The organism is Ramlibacter ginsenosidimutans, from assembly GCF_016654015.1.
Classification (GTDB): domain Bacteria; phylum Pseudomonadota; class Gammaproteobacteria; order Burkholderiales; family Burkholderiaceae_C; genus Ramlibacter; species Ramlibacter ginsenosidimutans.
Genome location: NZ_JAEPWM010000009.1, coordinates 16,082 through 28,783 on the forward strand (window position 1 = coordinate 16,082; position 12,702 = coordinate 28,783).

At 68.4% G+C, this 12,702-nt stretch carries 9 protein-coding genes; 5 read left to right on the top strand and 4 right to left on the bottom strand.

Annotation, left to right across the window (positions count from 1 at the left end; translation table 11 throughout):
- Positions 1-37 precede the first annotated feature (37 nt).
- Both JJB11_RS19010 and ggt read left to right on the top strand, forming a co-directional pair.
- Positions 38-796, top strand: a complete 759-nt coding sequence (locus tag JJB11_RS19010) for a 3-hydroxyacyl-CoA dehydrogenase (RefSeq protein WP_201175072.1) — start codon at positions 38-40, stop codon at positions 794-796.
- 35 nt (positions 797-831) lie between these two features.
- A complete protein-coding gene (gene ggt / locus JJB11_RS19015; protein WP_201964952.1) occupies positions 832-2,616 on the top strand; it encodes a gamma-glutamyltransferase in 1,785 nt (594 codons plus the stop codon).
- Here ggt and JJB11_RS19020 read toward each other — a convergent pair.
- Positions 2,603-3,481 (bottom strand): YihY/virulence factor BrkB family protein, encoded by an 879-nt coding sequence (locus JJB11_RS19020; RefSeq protein ID WP_201175077.1) that lies wholly within the window; start codon positions 3,479-3,481, stop codon positions 2,603-2,605. The two genes, ggt and JJB11_RS19020, sit on opposite strands and share 14 nt — an antisense overlap.
- Before the next feature lie 46 nt (positions 3,482-3,527).
- Positions 3,528-5,174, bottom strand: coding sequence for an acyl-CoA synthetase (locus JJB11_RS19025; protein ID WP_201175079.1), 1,647 nt, complete (start codon positions 5,172-5,174; stop codon positions 3,528-3,530).
- Positions 5,175-5,255: 81 nt separating this feature from the next.
- On the opposite strand from JJB11_RS19025, the gene dnaG reads away from it, so the two are divergent.
- The 3 genes from dnaG (at position 5,256) to JJB11_RS19040 (ending at position 11,506) form a co-directional block, all read left to right on the top strand.
- On the top strand, positions 5,256-7,115 hold the full coding sequence (gene dnaG / locus JJB11_RS19030) for a DNA primase (RefSeq protein ID WP_201175081.1): 1,860 nt from the start codon (positions 5,256-5,258) through the stop codon (positions 7,113-7,115).
- Between the two features lie 239 nt (positions 7,116-7,354).
- Positions 7,355-9,733 (top strand): RNA polymerase sigma factor RpoD, encoded by a 2,379-nt coding sequence (gene rpoD, locus JJB11_RS19035; RefSeq protein ID WP_201175083.1) that lies wholly within the window; start codon positions 7,355-7,357, stop codon positions 9,731-9,733.
- A 645-nt stretch (positions 9,734-10,378) separates the two neighbouring features.
- The gene (locus tag JJB11_RS19040) at positions 10,379-11,506 is read left to right on the top strand and encodes an NAD(P)/FAD-dependent oxidoreductase (protein ID WP_201175085.1); all 1,128 of its coding nucleotides are present in this window, start codon (positions 10,379-10,381) and stop codon (positions 11,504-11,506) included.
- Between the two features lie 34 nt (positions 11,507-11,540).
- On the opposite strand, the gene JJB11_RS19045 is transcribed toward JJB11_RS19040, so the two are convergent.
- Positions 11,541-11,786, bottom strand: coding sequence for a hypothetical protein (locus JJB11_RS19045; protein ID WP_201175087.1), 246 nt, complete (start codon positions 11,784-11,786; stop codon positions 11,541-11,543).
- 55 nt (positions 11,787-11,841) lie between these two features.
- The gene (locus JJB11_RS19050; protein ID WP_201175089.1) at positions 11,842-12,687 is read right to left on the bottom strand and encodes a class III extradiol dioxygenase family protein; all 846 of its coding nucleotides are present in this window, start codon (positions 12,685-12,687) and stop codon (positions 11,842-11,844) included.
- Positions 12,688-12,702: the final 15 nt, after the last annotated feature.

A 12,702-nucleotide genomic window follows, 5' to 3' on the forward strand; every position in this document is an offset into this window, starting at 1 on the left:
ATAATCTGCGCGAACTTCAGGTCACAGGAGGCAAGAGATGGACATCCAGGGCAAGGTCTTCATCGTCACCGGCGGCGCATCGGGCCTCGGCGAGGGTACCGCGCGCATGCTGGCCGCCAGCGGCGGCAAGGTCGTGATCGCGGACATGCAGGCCGACAAGGGCGAGCAGGTCGCGCGCGAGATCGGCGGCGCCTTCGTGAAGTGCGACGTGAGCCAGGAGGCGGATGGCCAGGCGGTGGTGGCCAAGGCCGTGTCGCTCGGCAAGCTGATGGGCCTCGTGAACTGCGCCGGCATCGCGCCGGCGGAGAAGACGGTGGGCAAGAACGGCGCGCACAACCTCGGCGTGTTCACCAAGACCGTGATGGTCAACCTGGTGGGTTCCTTCAACATGATCCGCCTGGCCGCCGAAGCCATGGCGAAGAACACGCCCGAGGCCACCGGCGAACGCGGCTGCATGATCTCCACCGCATCGGTGGCGGCCTATGACGGCCAGATCGGCCAGGCTGCGTACAGCGCGTCCAAGGGCGGCGTCGTCGGCATGACGCTCCCCATCGCCCGGGATCTCGCGCGCAACGGCATCCGCAACATGACGATCGCCCCTGGCATCTTCGGCACGCCCATGCTGTTCGGCATGCCCAAGGAAGTGCAGGACGCGCTCGCCGCCAGCGTGCCCTTCCCTTCGCGCCTGGGCACGCCCGAGGACTACGCGAAGCTCGCGAAGCACATCTTCGAGAACGACATGCTCAATGGCGAAGTGATCCGCCTCGACGGAGCGATCCGGCTGGCGCCGAAGTGAGCCCGGCGCATGCGCGGCGGCCCTATAGTCGCCGCGTGCGTCGCCTCGTCCATTCCCTGCTGATCGCGGCGGGCCTGCTTGCAGGCTGCGCCAGCACCCCGCCGTCCTTCACCTACCAACCGCCTTCCGAGCTGCCGCCCGTGGCCTTCAACGGCACGGCGAAGCCGGGCTGGGCGACGCACACCTTTGCCGTGGCCGCCGCGCATCCGCTGGCCGTGGACGCGGGCTACCAGGTGCTGCGTGCCGGCGGGACGGCCGTCGACGCGGCGGTCGCCGTGCAGGCGGTGCTGACGCTGGTCGAGCCGCAATCGAGCGGCATCGGCGGCGGCGCCTTCCTGCTGCACTACGACGGCCACGACGTCGTCGCCTACGACGGCCGCGAGACCGCTCCTGCCGCAGCCACCGAGCGGCTGTTCCTCGATGCGGACGGGAAGCCGCTGTCGTTCCATGCGGCGGTGGTCGGAGGACGTTCGGTCGGCGTGCCGGGCGTGCTGCGCATGCAGGAACTCGCGCACCGCGAGCACGGCCGACTGCCCTGGGCGACGCTGTTCGCGCCTGCCATCTGGCTGGCGGAGAACGGCTTCCCGATCAGCGAACGGCTGCACGCGCAGCTTTCTTCGGATCGATTCTTCCGCAACGATCCCGCCGCATTCGCCTATTTCTACACGGCCGACGGCAAGCCGCTGCCGGCCGGCACGCGGCTGCGCAACCCCGAGCTCGCGCAGGTGCTGCGCCGCATCGCCAGGGAAGGCAGCAGCGCGTTCTACGAGGGCGAAGTGGCGCAGGCCATCGTCGCGAAAGTCCGCGGCCATGCGACGAACCCTGGCGCGATGACGCTGGCCGATCTCGCCGGGTACCGGGCCAGGGAACGCCAGCCGCTCTGCAGCGACTACCGCGCACACGCACACGACTACCGCATCTGCGGCTTCCCGCCGCCCGGCTCCGGCGCGATCGCCGTGGCGCAGATCCTGGGCATCCTCTCGCAAACGCCCGCAAGCGGCATCCCGCTCGCGAACGGACTGCCTACCGCACCCTGGCTGCACCTCTATACCGAAGCGGCGCGCCTCGCGTTCGCGGATCGCGGCCTCTACGTGGGTGATCCCGACTTCGTGCAGCCGCCCGCCGGCCGCTGGGAGAGCCTGCTCGCGCCTGCCTACCTCGCGCGTCGTGCACGGCTGATCGGGCCCGCCAGCATGAAGACGGCTCAGCCCGGCAACCCCGGGGCCGCCGTCGCGCTGGCGCCTGCCGAGGCCCAACCCGAGCACGGCACCTCGCAGGTGAGCATCGTTGACCCGTACGGCAATGCGGTGTCGATGACGACGACCGTGGAAGACCAGTTCGGCTCGCGGCAGATGGTGAAGGGCTTCGTGCTGAACAACGAACTTACCGACTTCAACTTCGCGCCGGCCGGGGCCGACGGCCGTCCGGTCGCGAACCGCGTGCAGCCGGGCAAACGGCCGCGCTCGTCGATGGACCCCACCTTCGTTTTCGACAAGGCCAGCGGCCAGCTCGTGATGGTCACCGGCGCCATGGGCGGCCCCATGATCATTCACCAGGTGGCGAAGCACCTCTACGGAGTGCTGGACTGGGGCCTGGACGTGCAGCGCGCCATCGAACTGCCCAACTTCGGTTCGCTCAACGGCCCGACGCTGTTGGAGCCGAATCGCTTCCCGCCCGCGACGGTCCGGGCCTTGCAGTCCATGGGCCACGAGGTCGAGCAGGTCCCGTTCCCCGCAGGCATCCAGGCGATCCAGCGCACGCCCGGCGGCTGGTTCGGCGGGGCCGATCCTCGCCGCGACGGCATCGTCATGGGCGACTGACCGGCCCGCGGTCGATGCGCTCGTACTCGGAGATCACCTGCGCGCCCAGCAGCAGCAAGGTCGCGGCGATCTCCAGGCTGAACAGCACGACGATGGCGGTGGTGAGCGAGCCGTAGACCACGCTCACCTGCGACAGCGTGCTGAAGTACCAGACGAGGACGCGCCGCGTGATCTCCCACAGCACCGTCGACGTGACGCCGCCCACCAGCGCATGCCGCCACCACAGCCGGCCGACCGGCATCACCATGTAGATCGAGGTGAGCAGCAGGATCTCGCCGGCGAGGCCCAGCAGGTAGAGCAGCACGCCGGACACGCCGCCGAGCGACCAGTCGAAGCCAAGGAAGCTCACCTGGTCCTGGCCGATGGCCTGGATCACCCCCGCGACGAGGGTCACCACCAGCAACCCGAAGCCCAGGGCGAAGATGTAGCAGTAGGGCAGCAGCGCTGACACGAGGAAGTGCCGCCGCCGCACGGTGAAGCGGTGCAGGAAGATGACCGACATCGCCTTCTCCAGCACGGTGAAGGCCAGCGAGCTGAAGAACAGCATCGTGACCAGCAGCAGCCAGCCGATCACGTCCCGGTGCGCGACGAAGTTCGACAGCTCGGTGACGATGGCGCGCGACTGGCCCGGCGTCAGCCACTCGAGGTAGCGGCCGATGGTGGCGAGCAACTCGCGCTGGTCGACCAGGTGCGACAGCGCGATCACCGTCAGGATCATCAGCGGCACCACCGACAGCAGCGCGTAGTACGCGACGGCGCCTGCCAGCAGCAGGCCCTGGTTCGCCTGGAAGCCCTTGAAGACCTTGAGCGCGAACTTACCGGGGTTGGCGAGCACGTAGGCGCTGGCAGGACTCAGGACGGACATGCGGACGAGTATGCCTCGCCCTCCGCCGCCCGTGGGGCGCGCGGCGCTACACGTCGATGGCGCTGGCCGAGCCGGCCTGCTTGCGCAGCTCGAACTTCTGGATCTTGCCGGTGGAGGTCTTGGGCAGCTCGCCGAAGACCACGGCGCGCGGCACCTTGAAGCCCGCAAGGTGCTTCCTGCAGTGGGCGACGATCTCCTCGGGCGTGGCCTTCGAGCCGGCCTTCAGCTCGATGAACGCGCACGGCGTCTCGCCCCACTTGGCGTCGGGCTTGGCCACGACGGCCGCGGCCAGCACCTCCGGGTGCCGGTACAGCACGTCCTCGACCTCGATCGACGAGATGTTCTCGCCGCCCGAGATGATGATGTCCTTGCTGCGGTCCTTGATCTTGATGTAGCCGTCGGGGTACTGCACCGCGAGGTCGCCCGTGTGGTACCAGCCGCCCGCGAACGCTTCCTGCGTTGCCTTGGCGTTCTTCAGGTAGCCCTTCATGGTGATGTTGCCGCGGAACATGATCTCGCCCATGGTCTCGCCGTCCCAGGGCACGGGCTGCAGGCTGTGCGGGTCCAGCACGCGGGCGCTGCGCTGCAGGTGGTAGCGCACGCCCTGGCGCGCGTTCAGCCGGGCGCGCTCGCCGATGTCCAGGCCATCCCAGGCCTCGTGCTTCGCGCAGGCGGTCGCCGGCCCATAGACCTCGGTCAGGCCGTACACGTGCGTGAGGTCGAAGCCCATCTGCTCCATCCCCTCGATCAGCGATGCCGGCGGCGCCGCCCCCGCGACCATCGCCTTCACGCCGGCCGGCAGGCCCTTCTTCAGCGCCTCGGGTGCGTTCACCAGCAGGCTGTGGACGATGGGCGCGCCGCAGTAGTGCGTGACGCCGTACTCGCGGATGGCGTCGGCCATCGCCTGCGCCTCCACCTTGCGCAAGCACACATTGACACCCGCGCGTGCGGCCACCGTCCAGGGGAAGCACCAGCCGTTGCAGTGGAACATCGGCAGCGTCCACAGGTACACCGGGTGCTTGGGCATGTCCCACTCGAGGATGTTGGAGATGGCATTGATCGCCGCGCCGCGGTGGTGGTAGACCACGCCCTTCGGGTTGCCGGTCGTCCCGCTGGTGTAGTTCAGCGCGATCGCGTCCCACTCGTCCGAAGGCAGTTCCCAGGCGAACGCCGGGTCGCCCGTGGCCAGGAAGTCCTCGTAGGTCGTGCTGCCGATGCGCTGAGGGGCGCCCGTGAAGAGCGCATCCTCGGCGTCGATGACCAGCAGCGGCCGGGACTCCTTGCGCAGCGCGATGGCCTTCTGCATCGCCGGCGCGAACTCGGGATCGACGAGCACCGCCTTGGCCTCGCCGTGATCCAGCATGAACGCGATCGCCTCCGGATCCAGCCGCGTGTTGAGCGTGTTGAGCACCGCGCCGGCCATGGGGATGCCGAAATGCGCCTCCACCATCGGCGGCACGTTGGGCAGCATCACGGCCACCGTGTCGCCCTTGCCCAGGCCGGCGCGCTGCAAGGCGCTGGCCAGGCGGCGGCAGCGCTCGTAGACCTCGGACCACGTGCGGCGCAGGCCGCCGTAGACCACCGCCGTGCGTTGCGGGTAGACGTCGGCGGCGCGCTCCAGGAAGGACAAGGGAGACAAGGGCGTGAAGTTCGCCTCGTTGCGCGGGAGGTCCTGGTCGAAGATGCTGGCCATGCGGGGCTCCGTACTTTGCTGGCGCTAGCGTAGTCCTTTTCCGGCCGGTGCAGAATCGGGCCGGAACCCTCCATCCCGCTTGTGCCTATCCCCCAGAGTTTTACCCAGGAACTGCTCGCCCGTGCCGACGTCGTCGAGATCGTCGGCCGGTATGTGCAGTTGAAGAAGGGCGGCGCCAATTACCTGGGGCTGTGCCCCTTCCACGCCGAGAAGTCGCCATCCTTCACCGTGAGCCCGTCCAAGCAGTTCTACCACTGCTTCGGCTGCGGCAAGAGCGGCGACGCGATCCGCTTCCTGATGGAATTCGCGGGGATGAACTTCATCGAGGCGGTCAAGGACCTGGCCGGCCAGTACGGCATGCAGGTGCCCGAGGACGACCGCTCGCCCGCCGAGCGCGCGCGGGAGGCGGAGCAGCGGCAGAAGCAGGTGACGCTCAGCGACGTGCTGGAGAAGGCGGGCGCCGCCTACCGCAAGCACCTGAAGGCCTCGCCGCGCGCCGTCGCCTACCTCAAGGGCCGCGGCGTCTCCGGCGAGATCGCCAGGCAGTTCGGCCTGGGCTACGCGCCCGAGGGCTGGCGCACCCTCGCCAGCGTCTTCCCCAGCTACGACGACCCGCTGCTCGCCGAAAGCGGCCTGGTGATCGTCAACGAGGAGGACGACAAGCGCTACGACCGCTTCCGCGACCGCATCATGTTCCCGATCCGCAACGTGAAGGGCGAGTGCATCGGCTTCGGCGGGCGCGTGCTGGGCGACGAGAAGCCGAAGTACCTCAATTCGCCCGAAACGCCGATCTTCAGCAAGGGCCGCGAGCTCTATGGGCTCTGGGAGGCGCGCAACGCGTTGCGCGAAGCCGGCTACGTGCTGGTCACCGAGGGCTACATGGACGTGATCGGCCTGGCGCAACTGGGCTTTCCGAACGCGGTCGCGACGCTGGGCACGGCGTGCACGACCGAGCACGTGCAGAAGCTGTTCCGCTTCACCGACAGCGTGGTCTTCAGCTTCGACGGCGACGCCGCCGGCCGGCGCGCGGCGCGCAAGGCGCTCGATGGCGCCCTGCCCTACGCATCGGACGTGCGCTCCGTGAAATTCCTGTTCCTGCCGCCCGAGCACGACCCCGACAGCTACATCCGCGAGCACGGCCAGGACGGCTTCGCGCGCTACGTGCGGCAGGCGGTGCCCCTGAGCGAATTCATGATGGATGCAGCCGCGGAAGGCTGCGACCTGGGCACCGCCGAGGGCCGCTCCAAGATGGTGAGCACGGCCGGACCGCTCTGGAAGCAGTTGCCGGAGGGCGCGCTGAAAAAGCAGCTGCTCGGGACCATCGCCGAACGCGCGCAGCTGGGCGAGCACGACCTGCTGGAGCTCTGGGGCCTGGGGCGTCCGCGGCCGCAGGCGGAGCCGCGCGGCAAGGGCCGGCGGGCCTCCGAGTCGCCGTACCGCAAGCGTGCCTACGGCACCGGCACCCGCCAGACGATCAAGCCCAAGACCATTGCGATGGCCGAGCACATCGCCCGGGCCGTCCTGCAGAATTCCCAGGCCTGGGACCTGCTCACCAACGACGACCACCACCTGCTGTGCGAGCTGCAGTCCCCGTACGGCGACCTGTTCTCCTGGATCGACACCCGCTACCACGATAGCGGCGCCGAGCCCTGGGCGGTCCTGCGGCTGGGCGTGGAAGGCCAGCCGTTCTCCGAGCTCGCCTTGCGGCTGATCGCGCTGGACGACATGCAGCCCAGTGGCAAGGCCCACGAGGTCGAGGAGATCTCGGCCTCCGAGCTGCGCCGCTCGATGGCGGAAATCCACATCGACGCCCTCACCGAGGAAATCGTCCGGGTCGGCAAGCTCCCGGCCTCCGAGCCGGGCAAGGTCGAGCGGCTGTACGAGCTCAGCCGAAGGCAGCAGGCGTTGTTGAAAGCTCAAAAACCAGGCGCCAAGGCTTGAAATCCGCGCACAACCCTATAATGTAGGGTTTGCTAGCGGCAAGAGCGACAGCAGCACCTCCGGACCGGCCAGCCCTCACGCACGAGCGGCACCCCACAGCGGGTCAGGCCAACCTACCGCAAGGACTGCACACCAAATGTTCGCCCACCCATCTTGCCCTGAGGCCTAGGTCGGCCTGTCCACCCGCGCCGGGTCGCCGTGCGCGCATTTGTGTTTCCGCTGTCCTGTTCCGAGGTCGTATGCCCGTTCAAAAGTCCGCGAAGCCGTCCACCGCTGCGAAACCTGCCGACCGAAAGCCAGTCCAAGCCTCATCCCCGTCTGCCTCCAAGGCCCAGCTGAAGGTCGTCAAGAGCGACAAGAAGCCCGCCCCAACCAAAGTAGCCAAGCCCGTGCCAACGAAGTCCATAGCCGCCAAGTCCGAGAAGGCCTCCGCCAAGGAAGAAACGAAGAAGACCGCCAAGAGCGCGGTCGTCGCCGAGGAACCGGCGAAGAAGAAACCGGGCCGCCCGCCGAAGGCCAGCGCCGAAGTCGACACGCCGGCGAAGGCCACGGGCGGCGCCAAGCGCGGACGCAAGCCGAAGGACGCCGCACCCGCAGCCAAGGGTGACGCCGAGGACGTGGACCTGGCCGACGTCGACGCCGAATTCGAGGACAGCGAACCCGTCGTGGAGGAAGTCGCCGCGGTCGCCGAGAAGGCCAAGCCGCTGCGCATGAAGATCAGCAAGGCGAAGGAACGCGCCTTGATGAAGGAGTTCGGCCTGGATGAGGCGGTCCTGTCCGAGGAAGACATGGCCAAGCGCCGCCAGCGCCTGAAGAGCCTGATCACCCTGGGCAAGACGCGCGGTTACCTGACGCACGCGGAAATCACCGACCACCTGCCCGAGAAGCTGGTGGACGCCGAGACGCTGGAAGTCGTCGTCTCGATGCTCAACGACATGGGCGTGGCCGTCTACGAACAGACGCCCGACGCCGAGACGCTGCTGCTGACCAACACCGGCCCGACCGCCGCGACGGTGGAGGAAGCGGAAGAGGAAGCCGAAGCCGCCCTGTCCACCGTGGACAGCGAGTTCGGCCGCACCACCGACCCCGTGCGCATGTACATGCGCGAGATGGGCACGGTGGAGCTGCTCACGCGCGAGGGCGAAATCGAGATCGCCAAGCGCATCGAAGGCGGCCTGATGGCGATGATGGAGGCGATCTCCGCCTCGCCCGCCACCATCGCCGAAATCCTGCGCCTGGGCGCGGAGATCCGCGAAGGCAAGATCGTCATCTCCACGGTGGTGGACGGCTTCTCCAACCCGAACGAGGCCGACGACTACGTCGCGGAAGAAGACTTCGACGAGTTCGACGCGGATGACGACGACGACGGCTCCGGCGGCTCCAAGGCGCTGACCCGCAAGCTGGAGGAGCTCAAGGCCGCCGCGCTGGTGAAGTTCGACAACATCGCCTCGCTGTTCGAGAAGGTGCACCGCGCCTATGACAAGGAAGGCTGGGGCTCGCCCGCCTACCAGAAGTGCCAGCACGCGCTGTCCGAGGAGCTGATGACCATCCGCTTCACGGCCAAGACCATCGAGAAGCTGTGCGACATGGTGCGCGGCCAGGTCGACGACATCCGCAAGAAGGAGCGCGAGCTGCGCCGGATCATCGTCGACAAGTGCGGCATGCCGCAGGAGACCTTCGTCAAGGACTTCCCGCCCAACCTGCTGAACCTGCGCTGGGTCGAGAAGCAGGCCGCGGCCGGCAAGCCCTGGAGCGTGATCATGGCCCGCAACGTGCCCGCCATCCAGGAGCTGCAGCAGAAGCTGATCGACCTGCAGATGCAGGTGGTGGTGCCGCTGACCGAGCTGAAGGAAATCAACCGGCGCATGAACGAGGGCGAGGCCTCGTCGCGCGAGGCGAAGAAGGAAATGATCGAGGCCAACCTGCGCCTCGTGATCTCCATCGCCAAGAAGTACACCAACCGCGGCCTGCAGTTCCTGGACCTGATCCAGGAAGGCAACATCGGCCTGATGAAGGCGGTCGACAAGTTCGAATACCGCCGCGGCTACAAATTCTCGACCTATGCGACGTGGTGGATCCGCCAGGCCATCACCCGCTCGATCGCGGACCAGGCGCGGACCATCCGCATCCCGGTGCACATGATCGAGACCATCAACAAGATGAACCGCATCTCGCGCCAGCACCTGCAGGAGTTCGGCTTCGAGCCGGACGCCAGCATCCTGGCGGCCAAGATGGAGATCCCGGAAGACAAGATCCGCAAGATCATGAAGATCGCCAAGGAGCCGATCTCCATGGAAACGCCGATCGGCGACGACGACGATTCCCACCTGGGCGATTTCATCGAGGACACCGGGAACACCGCGCCGATCGAAGCCGCCATGCAGGCCGGCCTGCGCGACGTGGTGAAGGACATCCTCGACTCGCTCACGCCGCGCGAAGCGAAGGTGCTGCGCATGCGCTTCGGCATCGAGATGAGCACGGACCACACGCTGGAAGAAGTCGGCAAGCAGTTCGACGTCACCCGCGAGCGGATCCGCCAGATCGAGGCGAAGGCGCTGCGCAAGCTGAAGCACCCGTCGCGTTCGGACAAGCTGCGGTCGTTCATCGATACGCTCTGAGCCTCGGGTCATCTCCGCGCAGGCGGAGACCCAGGGATTCAAGGAAGCGCCCCGATCGGGGCGCTTTTTTTTGGGCTCCGTCCCCTGGCGACGGCCAGGGCAGCGCACAGTCTGGCGGCGATTGAAGCGAAAACCGTAGGCTGGTGGTGAGCCGCAGGCGAACCCCAGCTCGCTGCGCTACGCTGGATCGCTGGGGTTCGCGGTGCTCACCGCCAGCCTACGAGTACGGAAGCCCGTGAGTCTTCCCCGCAGGGGCCACACTGTCCATCGTCGCGGCAGGCGGCGTGCGGTGCAGGCCCGCATCAGGGGCATCGCCTGGAAGCCGGTCCGGGCGGCGGAGCGCGGCTACGAGAGCGCAGCGTATCGAACCGCGCGTACGTTTCATGCTACCGCGGCACTTGTCCGAGCAGAGAGTTTGCCCGCGCGCGGGCAAGCTCTTTGCGAGTTGTGCCGCGCGACGCCGCCCGGACCGGCTTGCAGGGGAGTCGGCGCGCGCAGCCGCCGACCGATGCCCAGCGGGCCTGCACCGCACGCCGCCTGCCGCGACGCCCACCGGCCCCCGCAGAGCGCACCTCTTCGTGCCCGGACATGGGCGAACGGGCCCGCATTCTGTCCTCGGTGCCCCTCTCGCGGCAGAATCCCCGCATGGTCGATTCCGCGGACTTCCTCATCATCGGCGGTGGCATCGCCGGCGCCTCGGTGGGCTACTTCCTCGCGCCGCATGCGCGCGTCGTGCTGCTCGAGCGCGAGTCGCAACCGGGCTACCACTCCACCGGGCGCTCCGCCGCCCTCTTCCTCGAAAGCTACGGCACGCCGCAGGTGCGCGCCCTCACGCGGGCGAGCCGGCCGTTCTTCGATGCGCCGCCGGCGGGCTTCGCGGACCACCCGGTGCTCGGACCGCGCGGCTGTCTGTTCGTCGCCGGGCCGGGGCAGGAGGACCTGCTCGACGCCCACTGGGACCTGCTGCGCGCGATGACGCCGAACGCGCGCCGGCTGGGCGCGGCCGGGGCGCTTGCGCTCGTGCCCGTGTTGCGCGCCGATCGCATCATCGGTGCCGTGCTCGAGCCCGATGCCAGCGACATGGACGTGCATGCGATCCACCAGGGCTACCTGCGCGGCTTGCGCCGCCACGGCGGTTCCATCGTGTGCGATGCCGAGGTCCAGTCCGTGCGCAAGGACGGCGCGCTGTGGGAAGTGCAGACCCGCGCCGGCAACTGGCGTGCACCCGTCGTGATCAACGCCGCGGGCGCCTGGTGCGACGCGATCGCCAAACTGGCCGGCGTCCCCGCAATCGGCCTGCAGCCCAAGCGCCGCTCCGCCTTCACCTTCGCGCCGCCCGTGGGCATGGACCCGCGCGCGTGGCCCTGCCTCATCAGCGCGGACGAGTCCTGGTACGTGAAGCCCGACGCCGGCATCCTGCTCGGCTCGCCCGCGAACGCCGACCCCGTGGACCCCCAGGACGTGCAGCCGGAGGAACTGGACATCGCCCTGGCGATCGACCGCATCCAGCAGATGACCACGCTGGAGATCCGCCGCCCCGCGCGCACGTGGGCAGGCCTGCGCTCCTTCGTCGCCGACGGCGATCTGGTGGGCGGCTTCGATGCGGCCGCGCCGGGCTTCTTCTGGGTCGCCGCGCAAGGCGGCTACGGCATCCAGACCTCGGCCGCGATGGGCGAAGCGTGCGCCGCGCTCGCGCGCGGCCTGCCGCTGCCGCAAGCCATCGCGGACTGCGGGCTCACGCCGGCGATGCTGAGCCCGTCGCGGCTGCGATGAGCGAAGCGCCGGCGCGGTCCTTCGCCGCGCGGGGCTAGAACATCGTGTCCTGGTAGGCCTCGTCCTTGCCATCCGTGCGCCGGCGCAGCAGTTGCACCTGCGGCTCGCTCGCCGCTTCGGTGCGGTAGCCCTTGCCGCATTCGGGGCAGGCGTACTCTTCGCGATGGAGGCCATCCGCGACGGGGGTGGCGAGCACGCGGAAGCGCGCGCCGCAGTAGGAACAGGTTTGCTCGAAGACGCTGAGGCTGCCCTCGGTGTCGGGCAGGGACGCGTTTTTCATGGGTCCTCCTCTCGTGAAGCGGACCCGGCCAGTATGCGCGCGCCGCCGCGCGCGTTCAAGCCGCTTGCGTGAGCGACTCCAGTGCCATCATGCCCGCGGCCGTGTTCGAGATCGGGATGTGGTAGTTCGTATGCACCTTGCGCACGCGCCCCGGCACGGCAGCGCGCGTCGCGAGCCACATCAGCAACTCGACGCCTTGCGTTCCGGTCTTCTCCACCAGCTCGTGGATGCTGTACTGCGTGGCCCACTCGGGGTCTTCCACCAGGCTGTCCATGAACTTCAGGTCGAACGGCTTGTTGATGAAGCCCGCGCGCTCGCCATCGAGCTGGTGCGACAGGCCGCCCGTGCCGATCACCACGACCTTCTTGTCGCTTTCCCAGGAGCGGATCGCCTCGCCCACTGCCTGCCCCAGCGCGTAGCAGCGCCGGGCGCTCGGCAAGGGGAACTGCACGGTGTTGATGCAGATCGGCACGACCGTCACCGGCACGCCCTGCGGCCAGAACAGTTTCAGCGGCAGCGTGAACGCGTGGTCCACCAGCATTTCCTGGCAGGTCGTGATGTCGAACTCCCGGTCCACCAGGTGCTCGATCACGTGCCACGAAAGGTCCAGCTCGCCCCGGAACGGCGGCAGCGTGGGAATGCCCCAGCCTTCGTCTGCGTTGCGATACTCCGGCGCGGCGCCGACCGCAAAGGTCGGCATCTTGTCCAGGAAGAAGTTCAGGCCGTGGTCGTTGTAGAAGACGACCGCGACATCCGGCTGCACGTCGTCCAGCCAGCGGTGCACCGGCAGGAAGCCGTCGAAGAAGGGCTTCCAGTACGGTTCGCCCTGCAGGCCCTTGGCGATGGCGCCGCCGATGGCGGGCACGTGCGAGGTGGTGAGACCACCGATGATCCTGGCCATGTCGTCACGCTCCGG